Source organism: Streptomyces rugosispiralis (genome assembly GCF_024505145.1).
Classification (GTDB): Bacteria; Actinomycetota; Actinomycetes; order Streptomycetales; family Streptomycetaceae; genus Streptomyces; species Streptomyces rugosispiralis.
Genome location: NZ_JANIAA010000026.1, coordinates 100697 through 126132 on the forward strand (window position 1 = coordinate 100697; position 25436 = coordinate 126132).

The following is a 25436-nucleotide window of genomic DNA, read 5'->3' on the forward strand; positions in this document are numbered from 1 at the left end:
TACACGTTCGAGCGTACGGATGAACGAACGCCGAAACGGACACCTGAACGGATGGGGGACCGATCCACCCCTGTTGGGGGTGCGTGGCTCGCGGGTAGGCTCCGGCCCCTGTCGTTTCGCTTGGAGGTCACGGATGGGGCACGCCGCACGACCAGCCACAACGTCAACCAGGTCCACCACCGTCACATCCGCCGGGTCCGCCGGGTCCGCCGGATCCGCCGGGTCCGCCGGATCCGCGGCGGCCGTCCGGCGCCGGTTGCCCGCGCTCGCGGCCGCGGCCGGAATGGTCGCCGTGCTGGGCGTCGCCCCGGCCGGGGCCGCCGGGCACGAGAGCGCGGGCAAGGGCGCTCCGGCCAAGACACCCGTGGCCGTCGGCTACGGCGGCGCGGTCTCCAGCGTGGACCCCGACGCCTCGGCGGCCGGGATCGACGTACTGCGGCACGGGGGCAACGCGGTGGACGCGGCGGTGGCGACCGCCGCCGCGCTCGGGGTCACCGAGCCGTACTCGGCCGGTGTCGGCGGCGGCGGATACTTCGTCTACTACGACGCCAAGCGGCACAAGGTCTCCACGCTCGACGGCCGCGAGACCGCGCCCCGCAGCGCGGACCAGAAGCTCTTCCTCGGCAGAGACGGCAAACCCCTGCCGTTCGCCGACGCCGTCACCAGCGGGCTGAGCGTCGGCACCCCGGGCACCCCCGCCACCTGGAACGACGCCCTGAAGGACTGGGGCACCCGATCGCTGGGGCAGGTGCTGAAGCCCGCCGAGCGGCTGGCCCGCGACGGATTCACCGTCGACTCCACGTTCCGTCAGCAGACCGCCGACAACCAGGCCCGCTTCAAGGACTTCCCGGCCACCGCCAAGCTCTTCCTGCCCGGCGGCGAGCCCCCGGCGGTCGGCTCGACCTTCCGCAACCCCGACCTCGCCCGTACCTACGCGCTGCTGGCCAAGGAGGGCGTCGGCGCCGTCTACAAGGGCGAGCTGGGCCGCGACATCGTCGACACCGTGCGCAAGCCGCCCGTCGACCCGAAGGCGCAGCGCGTCGTTCGCGCGGGCGATCTGACCGCCGAGGACCTGCGGTCCTACGGAACGAAGCGGCAGGCCCCGACCCGGACCGACTACCGCGGTCTGGACGTGTACGGCATGGCGCCCTCGTCCTCCGGCGGCACGAGCGTCGCCGAGGCGCTCAACATCCTGGAGAAGACCGACCTCTCCAAGCTCAGCGACGTCGAATATCTGCACCGCTATATCGAGGCCAGCCGGATAGCCTTCGCCGACCGGGGCCGCTGGGTCGGCGACCCCGCCGCCGAGGACGTCCCCACCAAGGGGCTCACCTCACAGCGGTTCGCCGACTCCCGGGCCTGCCTGATCAAGGACGACGCGGTGCTCAAGAGCCCCGTACCGCCCGGCGACCCGAACAACCCGTCCGGGCCCGGCTCCTGCGACACCCGGGGCCACGCCGCCCCGACCACGTACGAGGGCGAGAACACCACGCATCTCACGGTCGCCGACAAGTGGGGCAACGTGGTGGCCTACACCCTCACCATCGAACAGACCGGCGGCAGCGGGATCACCGTCCCCGGCCGTGGCTTCCTGCTCAACAACGAGCTGACCGACTTCTCCTTCGCGCCCGCCGACCCCGCCGTCCACGACCCGAACCTGCCGGGCCCGGGGAAGCGGCCGCGCTCGTCCATGTCGCCGACGATCGTGCTGGACGGCCACAAGCCGGTGCTGGCGCTGGGCTCCCCGGGCGGGGCGACCATCATCACCACCGTGCTGCAGACCCTGCTGAACCATCTCGACCGGGGCATGCCGCTGGTCGACGCGATCGCCGCACCGCGCGCCAGCCAGCGCAACGCGGCCCAGACGGAACTGGAACCGGCGCTGTGGAACGGCCCGGAGCGCGCCAAGCTCGAGGCGCTCGGCCACTCCTTCAAGCAGAACCCCGAGATCGGCGCGGCCACCGGGGTGCAGCGGCTGTCCGGCGGACGGTGGCTGGCGGCCGCCGAGACCGAACGGCGGGGCGGCGGCTCGGCGATGGTGGTGAGCCCGAAGCGCTGACCACTGACCAGGTACGGCGGGCTCCGGTTCCGGAGCCCGCCGTGTTGCGGTGCGCTTGGGCGTCCATGTCGGTCATGGCGTCGGGGTCGAGTACGCCGGGGACCAGTACGCCCAAAACCGTTCGGGGCGTGCCAGTGCGACGTGGTGGCGGGCACGGTGCCTCCTGGGGCGGGTCTGCGGGGCGTACGAGGGAACGGAGGGTGGTCGGTCAGGTGCGGGCACGGGCGCGGCCGCGCAGGGCCCGGTCGGTGGCGGTCAGCGCCAGCACCGCGAGGCTGAGCGCACCCGCCACCATGGCGATGCCGTGCAGTCCGGCTGCGGTCGCCCGCTGTCCGTAGAAGAGCCCGATCAGCCCGGCGGCGGTGATCGCGCCCAGGTACTGCGAGGTGCGCTGGAGCCCGGCCGCCGCGCCGACGCTGTCCCGCGGGGCCTGGGTGTAGACGGCGGCCTGGTTGCCGGTCGAGGACAGCCCCTGCGGCAGCCCGAAGAGGACCGCGGCCAGCAGCAGCGCGACCAGCGGGGTGGACTCGTCGGCGAGCAGCAGCACCCCGCTCCCGGCGGCGAGCAGCACGGCCGCGAGGACGAGCGGTGCGTAGATGCCCTTCGTACGGGCGCCGAGCAGTGAGCACACGGCGGCCGCGCCCGACATGGGCAGCATGATCAGACCGGCGCGGGAGGCGGAGTAGCCGTGCCCCTCCTCCAGCCACTGCGCGTATCCGTACATGACCATGTAGATGACCAGGTACGCCGTGCCGTGGCGGAGGTAGGTGAGGGCGAGGGAGCGGTTGCGGCCGATCATCCGCAGATCGATGAACGGGCGGGGGCGGCGCAGCTGCCACCAGGCCAGGACGCCCGCGAGCACCAGGACGACGGGCAGCAGCGCCCAGTTGGGCCGCGCCAGGTCCATCAGGAAGATCATGAGGGTGGTGATGGTGGCGGTGAACAGCGCGATCCCGAGCGGATCGAACCCCGCGCCCGCCGTCCGGGCCCCGGAGCCCGCCTCGCCGCCGTCCTCCCCGCTCGTCATACGGGTCCTGGGGAGCCAGAGCAGCGCGAGCGTGATGCCGATCAGCGCCAGCGGCACATTGACCGCGAAGATCGCCCGCCAGCCGGCCGTCGCGGTGAGCAACCCGCCCAGCACCGGTCCGACCGCCGCGCTGCCGAGCGAGGCGAGCGAGAGCCGGCCGAGCACGGGACGCGGGGTCTCGCGTCCCGTGGCGGAGGACTGGGCGCGCAGCAGCGCCATCGCCGCCGGGTACGCCGCTGACGTGCCGATGCCGAGCAGCACCCGCGAGGCGATCAGCCAGCCGAACGCGGGCGCGAGCGCGCCCACCAGCCCGGCGGCGCACACCACGAGCAGCCCGGAGAGGAAGACCCGGCGCGGGCCGAGCAGATCCGCGAGCCGCCCCATCGCGGGCTGCGCCACGGCGCTGGCGAGGTACAGGGAGGCCACCAGCCAGGCCGTCCGGGCGGCCCCGACCCCGAAGTCATGGCCGATGGCCACCAGGCCGGTGGCGATCATCGTCGAGTTGACGGGATTGAGGACCGAGCCGATGAGCAGCGGGGCCATCAGCCGGGGGCCGAAGGGATCGGCGGAGGCCTGGCCCTCGCCCGCAGCCCCTGCCGCCGGTATGGCGGACTTTCCCGTGGTGTCGGTCATTCCTGGACCAGTCGCTTCAGGAGTTCGGTGGCCTCGGCGAGGGTGCGGCGCTCATCGGCGTCGAGCCGGGTGTCGATCGCGTCCAGCAGCCAGCTCTGCTTGGCCTGCCGTACGGAGGTGATCGCCTGCCGCCCCCGCTCGGTGCTCGAGAAGACCACCTGCCGTCCGTCGGTCGGATGCGGGGCCCGCTCCACCAGCTCCTGCTCCTCCAGCGCCGCCAGGATCATGCGCATCGACTGCGGCCGGACCAGCTCGGCGCGGGCCAGCGCGGCGGTGGTGGTCGGCCCTTCGTTGTAGAGCCGGCTGAGCACGGCGCGCTGGGAGGGGGTGAGCGCCCCCTGCGAGGAGGCCGCCCGCATACGGCGCATCAGCTGGGTGACGACGCCGGCGAGGTCGACGGCGAGGTGCGTTTGATCATGCGCGGCCATGGCTCGAGCATAAGAAATCGACAGCAAAACTTGCAAGTTTGCCTGTCGTGTGCGGAGCCGGAAAAGCGCCCGTAGCACAGCCGTAACCGGTCCCGTAACACACAGGGTGTCGAATGCGTGGCCTCGGGTTGTGCATCGTCCATCGTCCGAGGGGGAGGGGTGGCCATGGCGAGCGGGCAACTCCCGGCCGAGGTCGAGGAGTTCGCGACGTATCTGCGGGTGCTGACGAGGCGGCTGGACGCGGGGGCCGGCTGGTACGGCGTCTTCGCCCTGCGTGATCCGGACGGGCTGCGAGCCTGTCTCGACGGCCTCGAGGTGCCGCCGTGGGACCTCGTCCAGTCCCTGCTGCAGGACCTCTCCGCGCAGCACGGCCCCGGGGCCGCCCAGGAGGCCGCGTCCCGCGCGGCGACCCTCTACCGAGCCTCGGTCGCGGCCCACGACGCCGGGCCCGGCCGCCGCGAGGCCCTCCAGGACCGGCTGAACGGCATGCTCCGCCAACGCCGGAACGCCGCCCGACGCGCGGCCGACCTCCGGTCGGCCCTGTCCACCGCCGAGGACCCGGCCGCCCGGAACAGCCTCGCCGCGGAGCTGGCCTGGGCCCACGACGACCATCAGCGCGCCACCGCCCGCACGGAAGAACTCCAGGCCCGCCTGGCCGCGCTTCCGGGTGTGTCCCGTCTCGCGCAGGTCGCGGAAGCCGGGGCGGCGAGTACCCCGGACACCCTCACGAGTGCCGCCGCGCCCGCCTGGGGCGTGGCTGGTGGGGCAGGGCATCCGCGCGGGGCGCGGTTCGCGGGGGTGGGGGAGGCGGGCGCGGTGCCGCGACCTCGCGGGGCGCGGTTCGCCGGGGCCGGGGACGGGGATGACGGCGCCGCGGGGGTGCCGACGCCGGACTCGCCCACACCTTCCCCGGCGGAGAGCGGAGCCGGGGGCCGTGCGACCCCGCGGGGTGCGCGGTTCGCCGGGGCCTACGACGACGAGGACGGTGGCAAGCGCCGTAAGCGGGACAGGGCCGCGGACGACGGGCGGCGGCTTGCCCGTGCGGCGGCGGAGCGCACGGCGGCGCGGCGCGCCGCCCAGGAGGCGGTCGCGCGGCTGGGCCGGCTCCGGGCGGAGGGCCGCTCCGGCGAGGCCCATGTCGTGCTGTACGAGGCCGCCGTCTGGCCCGCCGCGCGGCTGCCGGTGCTCGCGGAGGAGTTGGAGCGGGCCGGATTCGGGGCCGATGTGTCCACGCTGCTGTGGGAGGCGGCGTGTCTGCCGCCCGCACAGCTCGCCGCGGCCGCCGAGGCGCTGTGCGCGGCGGACCGCGAGGCCGACGGCGAGGGGCTGTTGCGGCAGAGCGTCTCGCGCCCCGTTCCCGAGGTGGCCCACACCGCGAAGGCGCTCCTCGCGGCGGGCGCTCCGAGCAGGGCCGCGTTCCTGCTGGAGGCGCTCGTACGGGCACGTACGCCCGAGGACGCGGCGCGAGCGGCGGCCGAGGACCCCGCCACGCTGGTGCCCCTGCTGCTCGCAGCGGCCGCCGGGGTCTCCTCCAGCACCCAGCACGACCTGGCCCATGCCCTCCGTACCGCGCGCCTGCCGGGCGTCCCCGGCCTCGCCTGACGCGGTGGCGGTGGCGTTGGCGGTTCGGGCTTCTCGGCTCGGTCGGGTGCGGGTTTCGTCTCGCGCCTTCGGCGCATTTGAGCAGCGGCGGCGGGGGTGGGGGGCGCGGCGCCGCCGCCGGGCGCCGGGCCGGTGGGTGTGGTCGCCGGTGGCGGCTTCCCCGGCCGAGGGCTGGGGCGGTGCCGGACAGCGGGAGGGGTTGGGGTACCCCTCTCGAAAACGTTTGACAAATTAGTTGCTCCAGATCAAGTGTTTTTTCGAGGGGTACCCGAAGGGGCCGTCAGCCCGGCGCGGCCCGTGACCCACAAGTGCCGAAGCCGCCACCGGGCCCCGCGCCGCACCGGCCCGGCGCCCGGCGACGCGGCCCGCGCCCCCCACCCCCTGCCCCGCTGCTCAAATGCGCCGAAGGCGCGAAACGAAACCCGCACCCGACCGAGCCGAGAAGCACATCCCACCCAAACCCCGGACCCGACAAAACACGAAACGTGATCGTCTTCGTTGAGTAACGGCGGCGGTATTGCCAGAGTGGTGAGTGCGCTCTTACGTTCTTCACAGCCCGGAATCTACGTGCGTAGACACAGGTTGAGGAGCTGATCATGGCCAACCTCGTACGTGCCGCCCTCGTCCAGGCCACCTGGACCGGCGATACCGAATCGATGATCGCGAAGCATGAGGAATACGCCCGGCAGGCGGCCGCTCAGGGCGTCAAGGTGATCGGCTTCCAGGAGGTGTTCAACGCGCCGTACTTCTGCCAGGTGCAGGAGGCCGAACACTACCGGTGGGCGGAGGCGGTGCCGGACGGGCCGACCGTGGAGCGGATGCGGGAGCTGGCCCGGGAGACCGGGATGGTGATCGTCGTCCCCGTCTTCGAGCTCGAGCAGTCCGGCTTCTACTACAACACCGCCGCCGTGATCGACGCGGACGGCAGCTACCTCGGCAAGTACCGCAAGCACCACATCCCGCAGGTCAAGGGGTTCTGGGAGAAGTACTACTTCAAGCCGGGGAACCTGGGCTGGCCGGTGTTCGAGACCGCGGTGGGCAAGGTCGGCGTGTACATCTGCTACGACCGCCACTTCCCCGAGGGCTGGCGCGAGCTGGGCCTGGCGGGGGCGCAACTGGTCTACAACCCCTCGGCCACCTCCCGCGGCCTGTCGGCCTACCTCTGGCAGTTGGAGCAGCCCGCCGCGGCCGTCGCCAACGAGTACTTCATCGCGGCGATCAACCGCGTCGGCACCGAGGAGTACGGCGACAACGACTTCTACGGCACCAGCTACTTCGTCGATCCGCGCGGTCAGTTCGTCGGCGATGTGGCCAGTGACAAGAAGGAGGAGCTGATCGTCCGCGACCTCGACTTCGGCCTGATCGACGAGGTGCGCCAGCAGTGGGCGTTCTACCGCGACCGGCGCCCCGACGCCTACGAGGGGCTGGTGCAGCCGTGAGCGGAGACACCAACGACATCAACGGCGGCAACGACATCAACGGCACCAACGACGTCAGCGGCGGCCTCCATGCCACCCTCCACGCCCGCCACCAGGCCGTACTCCCCGACTGGCTCGCCGTCTACTACCAGCGCCCCATCGAGATCACCCACGGCGAGGGACGCCATGTGTGGGACGCCGAGGGCAACCGCTACCTCGACTTCTTCGGCGGCATCCTCACCACCATGACCGCCCACGCCCTCCCCGAGGTCACCAAGGCGATCAGCGAACAGGCCGGCCGGATCCTGCACACCTCCACGCTCTACCTCGACCGGCCCATGGTCGACCTGGCCGAGCGGGTCGCCACGCTGTCCGGCATCCCGGACGCGCGGGTCTTCTTCACCACCTCCGGCACCGAGGCCAATGACACGGCCCTGTTGCTCGCCACGGTCCACCGCCGCTCCAACCAGATCCTGGCGATGCGCAACAGCTACCACGGCCGCTCCTTCTCGGCCGTCGGCATCACCGGCAATCGCGGCTGGTCGCCGACCAGCCTGTCCCCGCTGCAGACGCTGTACGTACACGGCGGGGTGCGCACCCGGGGCCCGTTCGCCGGGCTGTCCGACGGTGAGTTCATCAAGGCGTGCGTGGCCGACCTCGAGGACGTCCTCGGCCAGGCGCACGGCAATGTCGCCGCGCTGATCGCCGAGCCGATCCAGGGCGTCGGCGGCTTCACCTCCCCGCCCGACGGGCTGTTCGCCGCCTTCCGCGAGGTGCTCGACCGGCACGGCATCCTGTGGATCTCCGATGAGGTGCAGACCGGCTGGGGCCGCACCGGCGACCACTTCTGGGGCTGGCAGGCGCACGACGGCTCCGGGCCGCCCGACATCCTCACCTTCGCCAAGGGCATCGGCAACGGCATGTCGATCGGCGGGGTCGTCGCCCGCGCCGAGGTCATGAATTGCCTGGGCGCCAACTCCATCTCCACCTTCGGCGGCAGCCCCATCACCATGGCCGCCGGTCTGGCCAACCTCAACCACTTGGTCGAACACGATCTCCAGGGCAACGCCCGCCGGGTCGGCGGGCTGCTGATCGAGCGGCTGCGCGCCGCCTGCGCCGGTCTGGACGGCGTACGCGAGGTCCGCGGCCGGGGGCTGATGATCGGCATCGAGCTGGTGGACCCCACCACCGGTGGCCCGTCGCCCGAGGGCGCGTCCGCCGTGCTGGAGGCCGCCCGGGAGGGCGGGCTGCTCATCGGCAAGGGCGGCGGGCACAACAGCAGCGTGCTGCGGATCGCCCCGCCGCTCAGCCTCACCGTCGCCGAGGCCGAGGAGGGCGCGGAGATCCTCGAGGCCGCCCTCAAGACCGCCCTGGAGACCGCCGGGTCCGGAAGGAGCGCGAGCTGATGTCCCGTACCGTGATCCGCGGCGGGCTGGTCGTCACCGCCGCCGAGGAGACCCCGGCCGATGTGCTGATCGAGGACGGCAAGGTCGCCGCCCTCGCCGCGCCCGGCAGCGAGTGGTCCCAGGGCTGGACCGCCGACCGTACGATCGACGCCACGGGTAAGTACGTCGTCCCGGGCGGGGTCGACGGGCACACCCATATGGAGATGCCGTTCGGCGGCACCTTCGCCTCCGACACCTTCGAGACCGGTACCCGGGCGGCGGCCTGGGGCGGCACCACCACCATCGTGGACTTCGCCGTCCAGAGCATGGGTCACGCCCTGCGCGAGGGGCTGGACGCCTGGCACCTCAAGGCGCGCGGCAACTGCGCCATCGACTACGGCTTCCACATGATCCTCTCCGATGTGAACGAGAGCTCGCTCAAGGAGATGGATCTCCTGGTGGGGGAGGGCGTGACCAGCTTCAAGCTGTTCATGGCCTATCCGGGGGTCTTCTACAGCGACGACGGGCAGATCCTGCGGGCCATGCAGCGCGCCTCCGGCAACGGCGGGCTGATCATGATGCACGCCGAGAACGGCATCGCCATCGACGTCCTGGTGGAGCAGGCCCTGGCCGAGGGCAGGACCGACCCCCGCTACCACGGTGAGGTCCGCAAGGCGCTGCTTGAGTCGGAGGCGACCCATCGCGCCATCCAGCTCGCCAGGGTGGCCGGCGCCCCGCTGTACGTGGTCCACGTATCGGCCGAGGAGGCCGTCGCGGAGCTGACCCACGCCCGTGACCTGGGGCTTCCGGTGTTCGGCGAGACCTGTCCGCAGTATCTGTTCCTGTCCACGGACAACCTCGCAGAACCGGACTTCGAGGGCGCCAAGTACGTCTGCTCCACCCCGCTCCGGCCCGTCGAGCACCAGGCCGCGCTGTGGCGGGGGCTGCGGACCAACGACCTCCAGGTGGTCTCCACCGACCACTGCCCGTTCTGCTTCACCGGGCAGAAGGAACTGGGCCGGGGTGACTTCTCCAAGATTCCCAACGGAATGCCGGGCGTGGAGCACCGGATGGACCTGCTCCACCAGGCCGTGGTGGACGGCCATATCTCCCGCCGCCGCTGGATCGAGATCGCCTGCGCCACCCCGGCCAGGATGTTCGGCCTCTACCCGCGCAAGGGCACCATCGCGCCCGGGGCCGACGCCGACATCGTCGTCTACGATCCGCTGGCCCAGCAGACCCTGTCCGCCGAGACCCACCATATGAACGTCGACTACTCGGCGTACGAGGGCAAGCAGATCACCGGGCAGGTCGAGACCGTGCTCTCGCGCGGTGTCCCCGTCATCGACCAGCGGGAGTACACCGGACGTGCCGGGCACGGCCAGTTCCTCTCCCGTGACACCTGTCAGTACCTGAGCTGACCCAGGGAGCGAGCATGGACTTCGGACTCGTGCTGCAGACCGATCCACCCGCCTCGGCCGTTGTCGAGCTGATGCGCCGCGCCGAGCGCAATGGCTTCGGCTACGGCTGGACGTTTGACTCCGCCGTGCTGTGGCAGGAGCCGTTCGTCATCTACAGCCAGATCCTGGCCCGGACCGAGCGGCTGATCGTCGGCCCCATGGTCACCAATCCGGGTACCCGCACCTGGGAGGTGACCGCCTCCACCTTCGCCACCCTCAACGAGATGTACGGCAACCGCACGGTCTGCGGGATCGGGCGTGGCGACTCCGCGCTGCGGGTGGCGGGGCGCAGGCCCAACACCCTCGCCCGGCTCGAGGACGCCATCGAGGCCATCCGCGATCTGGCGGAGGGCCGGGAGGCCGTCGTGGACGGCAGCCCGATGCGCATCCCGTGGATCGAGGACGGCAGGCTGCCGGTGTGGATGGCGGCGTACGGCCCCAAGGCGCTCGCGCTGGCCGGGCGGAAGGCCGACGGCTTCATCCTCCAGCTCGCCGACCCGTTCCTGACGGAGTGGATGGTCAAGGCGGTGCGCTCCGCCGCCGCCGAGGCCGGGCGCGATCCGGACGCGGTCACCATCTGCGTCGCCGCCCCCGCGTATGTCGGGGACGACCTGGACCACGCCCGTGAGCAGTGCCGCTGGTTCGGCGGCATGGTCGGCAACCACGTGGCCGACCTGGTCTCCCGCTACGGCGAGCACTCCGGTGCCGTGCCCGAGTCCCTGACCGCGTACATCAAGGAGCGGCAGGGGTACGACTACGCCCACCACGGCCGGGCCGGCAACCCGGACACGGCATTCGTGCCCGACGAGATCGTGGACCGGTTCTGTCTGCTCGGCCCGGCCGAGGCGCATATCGAGAAGCTGGAGCGGCTGCGCGAGCTGGGGGTCGGCCAGTTCGCGGTCTATGCGATGCATGACGCGAAGGAGCGCACGCTCGACGCGTACGGCGAGCACGTCATCCCCGCGTTCACCGGCTGACCCGGCTCGGGCCGAGCCGCGCACCGGCAAGGCATCGTCCCTTTTCCCAAGGAGGGGTCAATTCCGTTTTCGCGGCCGCTCGTCGGCTATCGGCGGGCGGCCGCGGAGAACAAAAAGCGGACCCCCGGAAACCTTCGAACATGGTTACAATCACCTCGGTTTTTGTGCTCTGATGTGCGGTCGGCTGAACGACTCCTTGCCACAGAAGGGTTGGGCATGACGCAAACCGAGATACCGATAGATGTGGAGCTCCGGGGGCTCTACAAGGCCCACTATCGGTTTCAGTTCCTGAGCGCGGCATTCCAGTTAGGGCTCTTCGCGTTGGTGGAGAAGGAGCCCGGCCTGGCCGTGGGTGAGATGGCCCCCCGGCTGGGCCTCAAGGAGCAGCCCACCCGCATCCTCCTTCTCGGCTGTACGGTATTCGGGCTTTTGGACAAGAAGGGCGACGGCTACCACACCACCCCGCTCTCGAAGCCGCTGACCGCCGACTTCGACGAGGCGCCCGCCGCCAACATTCCCTGGGAGCAACACGGTATCTACCGGGCGATGGCCTGGTTCTGTGAATCCCTCAAGGAAGACACCAATATCGGTCTGCGGCAGGAGATTCCGGGAACGGCACCCACCCTCTACGGGCGGCTCGCCGAAAATCCCGAACTGGAAGCCACATTCCACACCATGATGTCCTCGGTGAGCAGGCTCGTGGGCGCGGAACTGGGAGAGAAGCTCGACCTCTCCGGGTGCTCCCACCTCCTCGACATCGGCGGCGGAACAGCCATCAACGCCTCCAATTTCGCCGCCCGCCGGCCGGATCTGCGCATCACCATCGCGGATCTGCCCTCGGTGGCGGCGGCCGCCACCGAGAAGATCGAGAAGCTGGGGCTGGCCGACCGGGTGCGGGCGGTGAGCCTCGACGCCTTCCACGACGAGTTCCCGACCGGCTGCGACGGCGTGCTCTTCGCCCACTTCCTGGAGATCTGGTCCCCCGAGCGGGTCCGGGAACTCCTCGCCAAGGCCGCCCGCGCCCTCCCGTCCGGCGGCGCGATCTACGTGGTCACCCCGCGCCAGGACGACGACGGCACCGGGCCCGAGCGGGCGGCGCTGCTGTCCGCGTACTTCCACACCATCGCCTCCGGCGAGGGCATGGTCTACACGGGCGCCGAGTACGAGGAGTGGTTCCGCGCGGTGGGCGTCGAGCCCGCCGGACGGGTGCCGCTCGGCGCGGACACCGTCGTGATCACCGGCCGCAAGGCGTAGGCCGCAAGGCATAGTCCGGAACCAGGCGAGGACACCCCCGGCGGGCGCGCCGTGCGATGCGGAGGTCGCGACGGCCCGTGTGCCGGGGGCACGACCCGCCCCGATCGGGAGGCGAACCATGGCCGGTGCCACGAGCCCAGCCACCCCTGGCCACGCGGACGGCGAGGGCGACCGTCCGCCGCCGCACCACCGCCACAAGTGGCTGATCCTGGGGATCTGCTGCATCAGCCTGTTCATGGTGGGCCTCGACACCACCATCGTGAACCTCGCCCTGCCGTCCATCCAGGAGGATCTGGACGCCACGCCCTCGGGGCTCCAGTGGACGGTGGACGCCTACACCGTGGTGCTCGCCAGTCTGCTGATGCTCTCCGGCTCGATGGCCGACCGGTTCGGCAGGCGCAGAACGTTCCAGACCGGGCTGCTGCTGTTCAGTCTGGGGTCGCTGCTGTGCGGGCTGGCCTCCGACACCGGTTCACTGATCGCCTTCCGGATGGTGCAGGCCATGGGCGGCGCCATGCTCAACCCGGTCGCGGTCTCGATCATCGCCAACACCTTCACCGACCTGAGAGAGCGGGCCAGGGCGATCGGGCTGTGGGGCGCGGTCGCGGGCGTGAGCATCGCGCTGGGGCCCGTCGTCGGCGGCGCTCTGGTGGACTCCACCGGCTGGCAGGCCGTCTTCTGGGTCAACCTCCCGGTGGCCGCCCTCGCCCTGGCCCTCACCGCGCTGTTCGTCCCCGAGTCCAAGGCCCCCCGGCCGCGCGGGCTCGATCCGGTGGGGCAGCTGCTGGTGATCGTGGCGCTGGCGACGCTCACGTTCGGCATCATCGAGGGCCCGGTCAAGGGCTGGGACTCGGCGCCCATCGTCGGCTGCTTCACGGTCGCCGTGGCCGCCGCCGTCTCGCTCATCCGCTATGAACTCCGCCGCGCCGAACCGCTGCTGGACGTCCGCTTCTTCCGCAGTCCCTCCTTCAGCGGTGCCATCGCCTCGGCGGTGTGCGGCTTCGCCGCGCTCGCCGGGTTCCTCTTCCTCAACGCCCTGTACCTCCAGGACGTCAAGGACTTCTCCCCGCTGCACACCGGGCTGCTCACGCTGCCGATGGCGGCCATGACCCTGGTCTCCTCACCGATCGCGGGCCGTATCGTCGGCGCCCGCGGTCCGCGTATCCCGATGGTGATCGCCGGGGCCGGTACGGCGGTGTGCGGACTGCTGCTGACCCAGGTGCGGGCGGACACCCCGATCTGGTACCTCGTCATCGCCTATGTGGCGTTCGGCATCGGTTTCGGCATGCTCGACGCCCCGCTCACCTACTCGGCCGTCTCCGGGATGCCGCGCTCCCAGGCGGGGGTGGCCGCCGCGGTCACCTCCACCGGCCGCCAGGTGGGGGCGGCCCTCGGTGTCGCCGTGCTCGGCTCGGTCTCCACCGCCCGGGTGCACGGCCCGTTCAGCTCCGGGTTCCCCGGGGCCAGCCATCTGGGCTGGGCGATCATGGCCGGGTGCGGGCTCGCCATCGTGACGCTGGGCCTGCTCACCACCGGCGCCCTGACCCGCCGCCCGGCGGAGCCCAGCCCCGAACCGGCCCCCGGCCGGCCCGCCGAACGCGTGCCGTGACCCCGCGCCCGTTCCCGCATATCGCCGGGGTGGGCCGTGATGCCGGTCAAAAGGGGGATCCGCACCTTTCGGGGCGGTCCATCCCTTCACCTCGATGACACCTTCCCGCAGTCGCCGTGCCACTCGCTGTCGCGGAGACATGGTTCGATGAACACATGATCGATGAATTTCTCGCCGGTGATCTCGGCGCGGTGGAGGAGGCGGTCCGCGCGGCGGTCGCAGAAGAGGTCATGCCGCGCTTCCGGCAGCTCGCCGCCCATGAGATCGTCGAGAAGCGGGGCCCGCACGACCTGGTCACCACCGCCGACCGGCTGGCCGAGGAGCAGCTGACCGACGCCCTCACCAAGCTGCTGCCCGGCTCCGTGGTGGTGGGCGAGGAGGCGGTGCACGCCGACCCGGCCGTGCTCACCGCCCTCGGTGGCGACGCGCCCGTATGGATCGTCGACCCGGTCGACGGCACCCGGCAGTTCGTCCACGGCGACCCCGGCTTCTCGACGCTGGTCACCCTCGCCCACCGGGAAGAGCTCCTCGCGTCCTGGACGTACGCCCCGGTGCTCGACCTGATGGCCATCGCCCGCCGCGGCGGAGGCGCGCTGCTGAACGGCGAGCCGATCCACAGCGGCTCCCCGGAGCCCGGTGCGGCACTCCATGTCGCCATCTCCCACTTCGACTTCACCACCGACGCGGAGAAGCGCACCCTGTCGGGCCTGCGGGCGCCGGAGGCCGAGGTGCGACCCTGCGGCTCGGCCGGTCTGGAGTATCTGAACGTGGCCCGGGGGCTGCTCGACGCCGTCGCCTTCACCTGGGAGAACGCCTGGGACCACGCCGCCGGCCTGCTGCTGGTCGACGAGGCGGGCGGGGCACACAGCACGCTGGACGGCAAGCCGTTCCGGATCAGCGGGGGCAACGTCCTTCCTTTCACGGCGGCCAGGGACGAGGCGGCCGTTCGGCATATCCTGGGGCTGCTGGCCGACGCCGGCTGAACGTTCCACCGATACCTCGAGGACGAGGGGGAGCCGACGTGCCGTCCATGCTCGACGCGGTCGTAGTGGGTGCCGGACCGAACGGGCTGACCGCGGCCGTCGAACTCGCCCGCCGCGGCTGCGCGGTGGAGATCTTCGAGGCCGCGGACACCATCGGCGGGGGCTCACGCACCGAAGAGCTGACCCTCCCCGGCTTCCGGCACGACCCCTGCTCCGCCGTGCACCCCCTCGCCATCGGCTCCCCGGCCTTCGAGCGGATGCCGCTGGCCCGGTACGGCCTGGAGTGGCTCCATCCCGAGCTGCCGCTGGCCCACCCCTTCCCGGACGGCACGGCCGCGGTGCTGGCCCGCTCGGTCGGCGAGACCGCCATGTCGCTCGGCCCCCGCGACGCCGGCACCTACCGCCGGCTGCTCGCGCCCTACCTCGGCCGCTGGGCCACCCTCGCCCCCGATCTGCTGCGCGCCCACTGGGACGGGGTGCCCCGCGACCCGATCACCTGGGCCCGCTTCGGGCTGCACGCGCTCCAGCCGGTCTCGCTGCTCGCGGGTCCGCTCCGCTTCCGCGACGAGAAGGCGCGGGCCCTGTTCGCCGGGCTGGCCGGGCACGCCATCGCGCCCACCAGCGCACCGACCACCGGCGGCCCCGCCCTGATGTTCGCCGTCGCGGCCCATGAGGTCGGCTGGCCGATCCCGCGCGGCGGCTCCCAGTCGATCGTGGACGCGCTGGGCGCGTACCTGCGCGCACACGGCGGGACGATCCACGTCTCCACCGAGGTCAAGCGGCTCGACGAGCTGCCGCCCGCCCGCGCCTACATCTTCGACACCTCGCCGCGCGCCCTGGCCCGTATCGCCGGTCTCGGCAACGCCTACCGCCGCTACCGCTACGGGGCCAGCGCCTTCAAGATCGACTACGCGCTGTCCGGCCCGGTCCCCTGGACCGCGCCCGACGCCCGCCGCGCGGGCACCGTCCACGTCGGCCCCACCTCGGGCGAGATCGGCGCGGCGCTCCGGGCCGCCGTCGACGGCCGCGACCCCTCCGTCCCGTTCCTGATCACCGCGCAGCCCAGCATCCTGGACCCCTCCCGCGCCCCGGAGGGCAAGCACACCTTCTGGGCGTACGGCCATGTGCCCAGCGGCTGGAAGGGCGATGCCACGGAGGTGATCGAGCGTCAACTCGAGCGCTTCGCCCCCGGCTTCCGCGATCTGGTCCTGGCCCGCGCGGTGGCCGGCCCACCCGAACTCGCCGCCCGCAACGCCAATTACATCGACGGCGACATCGGCTGCGGCGCCTTCAAGGGCGTCCAGGCCGTCATACGCCCCAAGCTCGCCCGCGTCCCCTACGCCACCGCCCACCCGGCGGTCTACCTCTGCTCCTCCGCCACCCCACCGGGCCCCGGCGTGCACGGCATGTCGGGTCACCACGCGGCACGGGCGGTGTGGCGTCGGCTGCGGGCGCGGTAGGCCCCGGCAGGGGCCTGCGACGGCCTCGGCAGGGGCCTGCGACGGCCTCGGCGCGGGGTGGCCCGCCTCGGCGCGGTGTCGCCTCAGCGCCGAGCGGCGGCCTCAGTGCGGGATGGTGTCGATGACCTCGCGGGCGCCCTGCCGGAGGAGGGCCACCGCGACCGACGTGCCCAGGGTGGCCGGGTCCAGGGGGCCCGCCCATTCGTGGGCGTCCAGGACCGTCTTGCCGTCGGGGCTGAAGACCCGGGCGCGCAGCGAGAGGCGGCCGTCGCGCTCGGCCCTGGCGTAGCCCGCGATGGGGGAGTTGCAGTGGCCCTGGAGGACATGCAGCAGCATGCGCTCCGCGGTGATTTCCTTCCAGACGTCGGCGTCGCCGAGCCCGGCCACGGCCTCGATCGTCTCGGTGTCGCCCTCCCGGCACTGGAGCCCCAGCACCCCGGCCCCGATGGGCGGGCACATGGCGTCCACCGGCAGGATCTCGCTGATCCGGTCCGTACGGCCGATCCGCTCCAGACCCGAGACGGCCAGCAGCAGCGCGTCGCACTCGCCCGCGTCCAGCTTCTCCAGCCGCCGGTTGGCGTTGCCGCGCATCGGCACGCACTCCAGCTCCGGGTGGGTGATGGCCAGCTGGGCGACGCGGCGGACCGAGGAGGTGCCGATCCGGGTCCCCGCGGGCATCTCGTCGAGGGTCAGCCCGCCGGGGTGGATCACGGCGTCGCGGATGTCGTCCCGCTTGAGGTACGCGGCGAAGACCGTGCCCGCGGGCAGCGGACGGTCGGCGGGCACGTCCTTGATGCAGTGCACCGCGAGATCCGCCTCACCGGCCAGCAGCGTGGCGTCCACCTCCTTGGTGAACGCGCCCTTCCCGCCCAGCTTCGACAGATCGCCCATCCACCGGTCGCCCGAGGTGGTGACCGGTACGACCTCCGTACGGATCCCCGGGCGCAGCGCGGCCAGCTCGGTACGGACCCGTTCGACCTGGGCGAGGGCCATGGGGGAGGAACGGGAGACGATGCGGATCAAATCGGCGGACGACATGGCCTAGAGGATAGGCCCTCGCGGCGGGCGCTATGTCCCGGCCCCGGGGAACCCCTCCGCGACCAGGGCGGCGAGGTCGATGTAGGCGTCGAGGGTTCTGGACGCGAGCCGTTGGAGGTCGATTTCGCCCCGGGATGCCAGATGCTCGTCGTACGGCACCACGGCCACACCGCGGCAGCGTTCCCGGAACGTCGCCGCGAGGCCCTCGTAGTGATCGGTCCAGGGCACGTCGTGCGACATGTTGATCACGGTGATGGCGCGTCCCACCAGGTCCGCGTGAGCGTCCTCGGCCAGCCGGTCCAGGGCGGTGTGCGCGCTCCTCATGTGCTCCACCGAGGGAGTGGTGACGACGATCAGCTGATCGGCGAGGTCGAGGATCCCCCGCATGCTGCTGTGGAGTGCGCCGGTGTCCGAGTCGCTGAGGACGATCGGGTAGTGCGGCGCCAGAAGGGCCATGACGCGGCGGTACTCCATGTCGTCGATCGGGGCCGCCCGGCCCACGAGAGTGATCGGGGTGTCGTCTCCGGGGAGGACCTGGAGCCCGGAGGGCAGCCGGGAGGTGAAGCGCCGGATGGAGTCGGCGTCGTCGCCGGTGAGGCCCGCGCGGGCCAGCTCGTGGACGGTCCCCTCGGAGCGGGCCCCGACCCGGCGGCTGAGGGTGTCACCGCCGGGCATCGCGTCCACCGCGATGACCTCGTCCTGGCGCTCGCCCGCGAGGACCGCGCCCAGGGCGAGGGTCGTGACCGTGCGCCCGGCACTCACGGGGCGGCTGATCACCGCGATGCGGTGGCAGGACGGCAGCGGCGTACGGATGAGATCCAGCTTGCGCTGTCGCTGCTCCGCCCTGGCCGACCGCCCGCCGAGCCCCACGAGCGCCGCCAGGCGCGAGCGGGTGGAGCGAGGGGGCCGCGGCGGCTCGGGAGCGGTCGTGGGGGCGGGCCCGGTGTCCGGTGTCTCGTCCGGAGGCGAGGGCGGGGCCGAGGCCTCGGCTTCGGCCTCGTACGACGTATGGGCCAAGGTCGGCACGGGCGGCAGACACTGGACGAGGACGTCCGCCACCCGGCCCGCCGAGGGTCGCCTGCTCGGCCGGTCGTCCAGACAGGCGGAGATGATCGAGATGAGCTGGGGTTCGCGCCATACGGCGTCCGTTTGGGAGAGCTGAGCGGTCGGCTGTGCGTCGCTCAGGGCGCGGAGGATCTCGCCCAGGGCGTAGACGTTGTCCGCGTCGGTGGGGGCTTTCGGACGGCGGTCGTTGATGCTCGCGTCGGTCCAGCCGATGAGTTTCACCGTACGGCCGAGGACCAGCACGGTGTCCGCCGTAAGGGTCCCGAGAACGACGCCCTTGAGCGAGCACATGTTCACCGCCTCGGCGATGCGGAGGCCGATGGTGGCGGCGTACACGGCGTCCAGCCGGGGTGAGCCGTCGGGCCTCCGGCCCAGGAGCGTGGACAGCGGTGGGGCGGGTGAGCCGTCGGGCAGGTGGATGAACTCCTGCGTGAGCCATGGGGGGGCGAGGGAGGAAGCGTCGGCGAAGAGCCGTGGCGCGTAGTGCCCGGCCATCCGCCGCAGCGCCTCCGCCTCGGTCCGCAGTTCCCGATTCGCTCCCTCGGCGGTGCGGATCACCACCTGCCCCCTGGGATCGTGTGCCGCACGGGCCAGATAGACGCTGTACCCCCGGCTGCCGCCCAGCCTGCGGTGGGCCCGGTACCGGTCGAACGACGGCAGGCCGCCCTCCGGCTCCGCGCGGGGGGCGTCGGCGGGGTCGGACGCCGCCGACGGGGGCGGTGTCGTGGACAGATCCGTGCCGCACCCTTCGCAGAAGCGGTCGTACCGTTCCAGCGGATTGCCGCACAGCGCGCAGGCGGTGGAGTCCCCGGGGCGCGGCAGTGGGCGCCGGGCGCGGGCATAAGGCGGCCCGGCGTCCGGGCGGAAGTCCATGAGGAATTCCCAGATCCCGCGCGCCGTGTGGCGGCGGGGGTTCTCCCGGCACGCCATCACCATGGCGCGGAGCGGTTCCCAGACGGCGCCGCTCCAGCGCGGCATGAAATACAGCCCCGGGGCGGGATGACGCGTCTGTGCCCCGCCGCCGAGGCACAGCAGGATGTCGCCCAGCGCACCGACGACTTCCCCGGAGGTCGGCGGGCGGCCACCGGCGGACGCCGGGGACGGCGTCCCGTCGATGGCGGACGACGACCAGCCGGTCAGGAGGATGTCCTCACCGGCGATATGCACGGTGCTGATGCCGAGGTCGCCGTGCACCATCCCCACGTCCTCGGAGATCCGCACCGCGTCCGCGACCTTGCGGGCGAGCGCGAGGGCGGTATGCCCGTCCCAGCGCTCGGGGCTGGTGAGGAGGGTGTCGTCCAGCCGGTTCCCCCACCGCTCGGCGTCGCCGCGCAGGACGAAGTCCAGCCGTTCCCCGATGAGGGGTTCTTCCGCGACCCACGGAACGTCGTCGGTCAGCCCCTCGCGCAGCACGCGGCGGGCGTAGCGGCCGTCCATCCGGCGCAGCGCCTCCGCCTCCACCGCCAGCAGATCGGCGTCCCGCTGGTCGCGCACATGCCGGGCCACCTGGACGATGGCCTCCGCGCCGTATGCGTCCCGGCCCAGATACGGAGTGAGCCGCGCTCCCGGTGGTCCGGCCATCGTCAGCCGGTACGGACCGATGGTGCGTGGATCTCTGGACTCCAGGCGGCGCCACTGCTCCGCCGCCGTACGGGTCGTGAACGCCGACGACAGCGATGTGGCCCCCAGCCGGGCCGCCAGCCGTCGCTCCACCGTGCTGAAGGGGCGGGCGCCGGGCGGGAGCCGGTCGCTGCCGCCCGGGTCGGCCAGCCAGGCCGGGAAGTCGGGGGAGCGGCCCGCCAGTTGCTCGAGACGACGGCCGATCAGGCGGCTGGTCGCGACCAGCTCCGCCAGCGGCACCGCGCCCAGCAGCGCCCGCTGGGCCGCGTCGGTGAAGGTGAAGGGGCGGTGTTCGGGCGGCAGCGGGTCCGCACCCGCAGAGGCGGGCGGTTCGACGGGGTGCATCAGCCCGCCCAGGAACACCTCGGCCAGCCGTCCGGTGTCGGTACGGCCGTCCACCGCCTTCTGCACCATCCGCATCACCGGCACCGGCAGCGGGGCCACGGCGGCGAGATGGGCCGCCAGCCGGTACGCCTCCGGGGACGCCGCGTCCCGGAACCGCTGGACGCGGCCGAGCTCATCGGCCGGGGCGTAGATGGCGGCGGGGGCGGGGGCGGCGGCCGGGCCGGGGGCGGCGGCCGGGGCGGTGCGGGGGCCGTCGCGCGGGCGGTCGCGCGGGCCCTCACGCGGGCCCTCACGCGGCGGGACCAGCAGCGGGAGGACCGCCGTACCGCTCGCGGAGGCGATCAGCCGGGCCCAGTCGGCCAGCGGCCCGGCGTCCGGCTCCAGCACCGGAACCGGCACCCCCGCGAAACGCGCCAGGGCGGCGGGCAGCACCGGATCCGCGACCGTCCAGTCCGCATTGGCCGAGCCCGGTCTGCGGGTGCGCACCTGCCAGCGCCGCGTCCGGATCCCGGAGCCCTCCCACAGCCGGGGCGGCAGCGCGTGCACCACCGCCGTGGGGCCGAGCCCCGCCCAGCGCGCCAGCACCTGGCCCATCCGCCCGTCCCGCCACGCCGCGCCCACCCCATCGCTCACCACGAGCACCAGCGTGTGCCCGGAGGGGTCCGAGAGCGCCGTCGTGGGCAGCAGGGGCGCCTCCGGGGCGTACGGGCGGGCGCGCAGCGCGGGGGCGCCACCGCCGCGCGTGTGCAGGCCCAGCACCCGTACGACGCGGAAGGCGCCCGAGCGCTGCAGTACGGTGCGCAGCTCGACGGCGAGCCGCCGCCACAGCAGCATCGACATGCCGTCGTCGATGACGAGCGCGAGATCGAGCCAGCGTTCGCGGGCGGGGCGGGTCACCACGTCCGGCAGACCCGTCTCGGCGAGCGCCGTGGCGGTGGCGGCCTCGTCGAACTCCCGCTTGAGCGGATTGGGGCGGTGCTGTTTGAGCGGCCGCAGGGCACGGCCGATGGAGAGCTCCTGGTGCAGCGCCTTGTCCTCGGGTACGCGCAGGGGCAGCGCACGCCGCGCGTCCGGAGGCGCGCCCTCGGCGTACTTCGCGCCCTCCGCACCGGGCGCCTGGCTTCCGCCGTACAGACCGCGCAGCCGCTGATCGCCACCGCGCGGGGTCCGGGCGGGGCGCTGCTCAGGCGAGTCGTCCGGCCGCCCCTCGGCGGGGGCGGACGGCCGGGCGCCGGGCTCGCTGCCGTTGGCCTGCGCGGTACCGGCGGACGCGGTTGGCTGGTCGGCCCGCTGACCGAACGCGGGCGGCGAGGCCGAAGCCGAGGCCGAGGTCGAGGTCGTGGGACTCGTGGGACGGGGGGCGGGCATGGGGCGCGTGGCGGGCGGCGCCGCCCCGCCGCGCGTCACCGCGAGGGCCAGGGGCGCCCGCTCCGCGCCGTCCTCGGGCAGCCGTCCGGCCAGCCAGAGCGCGTCGAGCAGCTCCTCCCCGGACAGCTCGAGCCCACTGGAGGCGAGGACCGCGACCACCTTGTCAAGCCGCCCCAGCCGCGTGGCGTCGCCTTGCCCGGCGCGGCCTTGCCCGGCGCGGCCTTGCCCGGTGTCGCCTTGCCCGGCCCCGCCTCGCTCGGCGTCCCCCCGGCTCACGGGTTACACCGCCCCGCCCAGCCGGTGCAGCACCGCTTCCAGTAGGCCGTCCGCCGTCACGTCCATGCCGCCCGCCCGCAGGAACACGGCGTTCAGCAGTTGGTCGGTCGCCAGCTCGCGGGCTGCCCGGCGGCGGAGGAAGGCGTCCAGCAGCTGATCGACGTCCTCCAGCGCGTCGTCGCCCAGATGCGCGGTGACGATCGCCCGCAGCCGCGACTCGTCGGGGGTGGGCAGTTCCAGCCGGACACAGCGGCGGAGGAAGGCGGGCGGGAAGTCGCGCTCACCGTTGCTGGTGATCACCACGACCGGGAACTCCTCGCACACCAGCCGGCCCCGCCGCACCGTGGCCCGCTCGCCCGCCCGCTCGGTGAGCACCTCCACCACCGACTGCTCCTCCGGCAGCCGGGCCAGCTCGGGGATCTCGAACTCGCCCTCCTCGAAGACGGTCAGCAGGTCGTTCGGCAGGTCCACATCGCCCTTGTCGAGCTCGTCGACGAGCAGCACCCGGGGGCGTCCGCCCGGCACCAGCGCGGTGCCCAGCGGCCCGAGCCGTACGAAAGTGCCGATGTCGGGCTCGGCCTCGCCACGGTCGCGGGTCAGGGCCGTCTCGCGCAGCCGCCCGATCGCGTCGTAGCGGTAGAGCGCGTCCTGCACGGTGGAACGGCTGTTGACCGGCCAGCGCAGCACCTCGCCCAGGTCCATCTCATGCGCGATCGCCCGCGCGAGCGAGGACTTGCCGGTGCCGGGGCTGCCGGTGACGAGCAGCGGACGCCGCAGATGGAGGGCCGCGTTGACCACGTCCGCGTGTTCGGGCCCGATCAGATACGGTGCCGGGCGCGCCGGACCGGACGGCGCCCGCTCCCCGGCGGGGACCTCCCGCTCCCCGGCGGGGACCTCCCCCTCCCCGGCGGGAACCTCCCGCTCCCCGGCGCCGAAGCGGCGCCACGGCGGGGCGGGTGGCATCTCCACATGCCGGGGCACACCGTCCCCCCGGAACAGCCGCCAGCCGGGCTCTTCCCGCGGATTCATCGGGGAACCTCCCTCTCGGCCCGCCTCAGCGGACATCGCGCGCCTCCTGCCGTCTCGTCACGTCTCGTCATGTCTCGTCACCATGTCTCACCGCCGCCGCGGATCCCACCGTCACTCCGTGGGGTCCACAAGGTCCAGCCGTGGCAGCGCCCGCCCGGCATCGGCCCAGGCGAGCACCGGTCGCCCGGGGTACTCGTCGGGCCGCTGTAGGGTCTTCGTGCGGTAGATCCGTACCGCCTCGGGCAGTTCACGGGTGCGCGCCCCCGCCGCGTGGCGCACGGCCGGGGACCCCTGCTCCCCGCTGCGGTCCCACAGCACCACCGGAACGCCCGCGGCCAGACACATCTGCACCACGTCGGTGCGCCAGTGGGCCGCCACATCGACGGTGACCCGGGCGGTGAGCCGTTCCATGAGCAGACCGCACACCGCCTCCGGGTCCGGGGCCGTGGCGTCGTCGATGTGCACGGGCTCCTCGGCCTCCAACTGCGCCCAGCGCCCCCGCCACTGGTCCAGCATCGTGCCGCCGTTCAGCTCCCGCAGTTCGGGGCAGTTGACGACCAGGGGGTACGGGGTGCCGAGCCGGATGGGGAGCACCGCTCCCGGACCCGCGGCCTTCCAGCGGTCCACGGGCACCTCCAGGGCGTCCCGGTCCACGATCAGTTCGATGACGGGCCGCGGCCCCGAGGGGTCGGGGCGGCGCAGCGCGCCCACGGCGGCGAAGATCTCCTGGGCCACCTCCTGCGCGCCGCGCGGCCGTTCACTGTCGTCCGACACCTGGCGCAGCCCGTCCCCGTCGTCGCACCACAGCCGCAGCCGGTAGCGCTCCGGCTCTTCCTCCCGCGCGGCAACCGGTGCGCCGCCGGGTGCGCTGCCGGGTGCGCAGCCCGGCGCGTCGCCCGGCGCGGCCCCGCAGCGGTCCAGCTTCGCCACGACGCGGGGCGCGGGGCCCCGGGAGGCGTTCCGGGCCCACTGCTCGGCGTCGTGGCGGCGGTCCAGCAGGGCGGCGTCATGGACGCCGAGACGGCGGGCGACCGCCGCGTTCCACCGGCGCAGGGCGGCGCGCTGCTCCGCCGGGCAACATCCGGCGGCCACGAACTCCACGGCCCGTAGCAGGCCCGGCACGGCGGGCATGACCCCGTCGTCGGCCGCCGAGCTGTCCCCGTGCAGCCCCTCCACATGGGCGATCAGCGCCTCGAACCGCCCGCCGAAGCCGTCTCCGCCGCCGACACCATTGCCACCGCCGACGCCGCCCCTGACGCCCCCGACACCCCCGAAGCCGTCTCCCCCGTCGTCCCGATCACGGCCCTGGTGACCGTCACCGCCGGTCAGCAGCGCCGCGGGCAGGGCCGCCAGCGGCAGGGCCGCCCGTACGGCACCGGGGACACCGGCCGCGGCGGCCGCGGGCAGGGCGCGCAGTTGGACCAGCAGCCGCTCGTGCTCACCCGGCGAGAGCAGCTTGGGCAGCCCGCAGCGGCGCCCGATGGCGAGGAGGTCGTCGGCCACCGGGCCCGCCGTGGAGCGCACCGCCTCGACCAGCGCGGGCAGCGCACGCCCCTGGGTGAGCAGCAGATGGGCGAACTCCTCGGCGGAGGGCACGCCGTCCGCGCGATGGCCGAGGCCGCACTGCCGGGCGACCGTACGGCAGCAGCGGACCCAGCCCTCGGACAGCGGCAGCGGCCCGTCCAGCAGGGCGACCAGCTCGGCGTAGGCGGGGTGGTCGCGCACGTCCTCCGCGGGCTGCCGGGGCAGCAGATGGCCCGCCCCGGCGTCGTCCAGCTCCCGTGTCACGCGCTGCCAGGGGATCCCCCAGGCGCGGCGCAGCGTCCCCTGGACGCGGAGCTTGGCCGTCACGAGCCCGACGACGGCGCCCTCCTCGTTGGACCACAACGGGCCGCCGCTGTAGGCGGGTTCGATGTTCAGGGCGCGCTCGGCCCCGTCGAAGTAGCCGAACCGCCCGTCGCACGCGCTCACTTCGGCGTCGGCGAACACCCCCGGCTCACCGCTGCCGTGCCAGGCCCGTACGAGCTGCCGCTTGGCCATCGGGTGCCAGCGCGGCGGCTCGATCGCGGGCGGCAGGGCCCCGTTCAGCCGCAGGACGGCGAGGTCGCCGTTCCACTCGAAGGCGCCCAGGCCGCCGTCGTCGGTCCGGGGCGGTATCCAGACAGTCAGCTCGGCGTGGGCCTCGACGGTGTGCTCCGGTCCGTGGAGCCGTACGGGCACGGCGATCGGGCCCGGGTGATCCGGGGCCAGCATGTCGTTTCCCAGCGCGCTGTTGACCACATGAGCGCACGTCAGCAGATGGCGTCCCGGCAGCAGGACGCCCGCGCCCGCCGGTCTTCCGTCGGCCCTGGCGAGAATGGACACAGCGGGTCGTGACGAGACCCCATGAGTGTGCGCGTG

16 protein-coding genes are annotated in these 25436 nt (G+C 73.1%); 10 read left to right on the forward strand and 6 right to left on the reverse strand.

All coding sequences use genetic code 11. From position 1 onward, the window contains the following. The first annotated feature begins 283 nt into the window (after window positions 1-283). The gene (gene ggt / locus NP777_RS30660) at window positions 284-2059 is read left to right on the forward strand and encodes a gamma-glutamyltransferase (protein ID WP_256653450.1); all 1776 of its coding nucleotides are present in this window, start codon (window positions 284-286) and stop codon (window positions 2057-2059) included. 208 nt (window positions 2060-2267) lie between these two features. Here the strand turns inward: ggt and NP777_RS30665 are convergent, their stop codons facing one another. Together NP777_RS30665 and NP777_RS30670 are read right to left on the reverse strand one after the other, a co-directional pair. After that, a complete protein-coding gene (locus NP777_RS30665; protein WP_256653420.1) occupies window positions 2268-3719 on the reverse strand; it encodes an MFS transporter in 1452 nt (483 codons plus the stop codon). Next, window positions 3716-4147, reverse strand: coding sequence for a MarR family transcriptional regulator (locus NP777_RS30670; RefSeq protein WP_256653421.1), 432 nt, complete (start codon window positions 4145-4147; stop codon window positions 3716-3718). Before NP777_RS30670 ends, NP777_RS30665 begins: the two co-directional genes overlap by 4 nt. A gap of 165 nt (window positions 4148-4312) precedes the next feature. Between NP777_RS30670 and NP777_RS30675 the strand changes: the two genes are divergently transcribed. From NP777_RS30675 to NP777_RS30715, 9 genes are all read left to right on the forward strand, one after another. Then, window positions 4313-5749 (forward strand): hypothetical protein, encoded by a 1437-nt coding sequence (locus tag NP777_RS30675; protein ID WP_256653422.1) that lies wholly within the window; start codon window positions 4313-4315, stop codon window positions 5747-5749. A gap of 596 nt (window positions 5750-6345) precedes the next feature. Continuing rightward, entirely contained in the window at window positions 6346-7188 is an 843-nt protein-coding gene (locus NP777_RS30680) for a nitrilase-related carbon-nitrogen hydrolase (protein WP_256653423.1), read from the forward strand. Window positions 7189-7223: 35 nt separating this feature from the next. Beyond that, window positions 7224-8573, forward strand: coding sequence for an aspartate aminotransferase family protein (locus NP777_RS30685; RefSeq protein WP_256653451.1), 1350 nt, complete (start codon window positions 7224-7226; stop codon window positions 8571-8573). After that, window positions 8570-9973, forward strand: coding sequence for a dihydropyrimidinase (gene hydA / locus NP777_RS30690; RefSeq protein ID WP_256653452.1), 1404 nt, complete (start codon window positions 8570-8572; stop codon window positions 9971-9973). The genes NP777_RS30685 and hydA overlap by 4 nt, the downstream gene beginning before the upstream one ends. Window positions 9974-9987: 14 nt before the next feature. Beyond that, window positions 9988-10989, forward strand: coding sequence for a TIGR03842 family LLM class F420-dependent oxidoreductase (locus NP777_RS30695; protein ID WP_256653424.1), 1002 nt, complete (start codon window positions 9988-9990; stop codon window positions 10987-10989). Window positions 10990-11205: 216 nt separating this feature from the next. Then, window positions 11206-12243, forward strand: a complete 1038-nt coding sequence (locus tag NP777_RS30700; RefSeq protein ID WP_256653425.1) for an acetylserotonin O-methyltransferase — start codon at window positions 11206-11208, stop codon at window positions 12241-12243. Window positions 12244-12361: 118 nt separating this feature from the next. After that, complete coding sequence (locus NP777_RS30705) at window positions 12362-13852, forward strand: MFS transporter (protein WP_256653426.1); 1491 nt, start codon at window positions 12362-12364, stop codon at window positions 13850-13852. A gap of 155 nt (window positions 13853-14007) precedes the next feature. Next, complete coding sequence (locus tag NP777_RS30710) at window positions 14008-14835, forward strand: inositol monophosphatase family protein (protein ID WP_256653427.1); 828 nt, start codon at window positions 14008-14010, stop codon at window positions 14833-14835. Window positions 14836-14882: 47 nt separating this feature from the next. Continuing rightward, window positions 14883-16295 (forward strand): phytoene desaturase family protein, encoded by a 1413-nt coding sequence (locus tag NP777_RS30715; RefSeq protein ID WP_256653453.1) that lies wholly within the window; start codon window positions 14883-14885, stop codon window positions 16293-16295. 102 nt (window positions 16296-16397) lie between these two features. Here the strand turns inward: NP777_RS30715 and hemC are convergent, their stop codons facing one another. From hemC to NP777_RS30735, 4 genes are all read right to left on the reverse strand, one after another. Beyond that, window positions 16398-17333 carry a hydroxymethylbilane synthase gene (gene hemC, locus NP777_RS30720; protein ID WP_256653428.1) on the reverse strand — a complete coding sequence of 312 codons (936 nt, stop codon included), beginning with the start codon at window positions 17331-17333 and terminating at the stop codon, window positions 16398-16400. 30 nt (window positions 17334-17363) lie between these two features. Further along, complete coding sequence (locus NP777_RS30725; RefSeq protein WP_256653429.1) at window positions 17364-22007, reverse strand: SAV_2336 N-terminal domain-related protein; 4644 nt, start codon at window positions 22005-22007, stop codon at window positions 17364-17366. A gap of 3 nt (window positions 22008-22010) precedes the next feature. Further along, window positions 22011-23036 (reverse strand): AAA family ATPase, encoded by a 1026-nt coding sequence (locus NP777_RS30730; protein ID WP_256653430.1) that lies wholly within the window; start codon window positions 23034-23036, stop codon window positions 22011-22013. A 111-nt stretch (window positions 23037-23147) separates the two neighbouring features. Continuing rightward, window positions 23148-25400: a VMAP-C domain-containing protein gene (locus tag NP777_RS30735; protein WP_256653431.1), complete on the reverse strand. Its 2253-nt coding sequence runs from the start codon at window positions 25398-25400 to the stop codon at window positions 23148-23150. Between the last annotated feature and the right edge of the window lie 36 nt (window positions 25401-25436).

Bases quoted from the DNA above. Each gene is read 5' to 3' on its own strand.
- ggt (WP_256653450.1), top strand. From the start codon at position 284: ATGGTCGCCGTGCTGGGCGTCGCCCCGGCCGGGGCCGCCGGGCACGAG.
- NP777_RS30665 (WP_256653420.1), bottom strand. From the start codon at position 3,719: ATGACCGACACCACGGGAAAGTCCGCCATACCGGCGGCAGGGGCTGCG.
- NP777_RS30670 (WP_256653421.1), bottom strand. From the start codon at position 4,147: ATGGCCGCGCATGATCAAACGCACCTCGCCGTCGACCTCGCCGGCGTC.
- NP777_RS30675 (WP_256653422.1), top strand. From the start codon at position 4,313: ATGGCGAGCGGGCAACTCCCGGCCGAGGTCGAGGAGTTCGCGACGTAT.
- NP777_RS30680 (WP_256653423.1), top strand. From the start codon at position 6,346: ATGGCCAACCTCGTACGTGCCGCCCTCGTCCAGGCCACCTGGACCGGC.
- NP777_RS30695 (WP_256653424.1), top strand. From the start codon at position 9,988: ATGGACTTCGGACTCGTGCTGCAGACCGATCCACCCGCCTCGGCCGTT.
- NP777_RS30700 (WP_256653425.1), top strand. From the start codon at position 11,206: ATGACGCAAACCGAGATACCGATAGATGTGGAGCTCCGGGGGCTCTAC.
- NP777_RS30705 (WP_256653426.1), top strand. From the start codon at position 12,362: ATGGCCGGTGCCACGAGCCCAGCCACCCCTGGCCACGCGGACGGCGAG.
- NP777_RS30710 (WP_256653427.1), top strand. From the start codon at position 14,008: ATGATCGATGAATTTCTCGCCGGTGATCTCGGCGCGGTGGAGGAGGCG.
- NP777_RS30715 (WP_256653453.1), top strand. From the start codon at position 14,883: ATGCTCGACGCGGTCGTAGTGGGTGCCGGACCGAACGGGCTGACCGCG.
- hemC (WP_256653428.1), bottom strand. From the start codon at position 17,333: ATGTCGTCCGCCGATTTGATCCGCATCGTCTCCCGTTCCTCCCCCATG.
- NP777_RS30730 (WP_256653430.1), bottom strand. From the start codon at position 23,036: ATGAATCCGCGGGAAGAGCCCGGCTGGCGGCTGTTCCGGGGGGACGGT.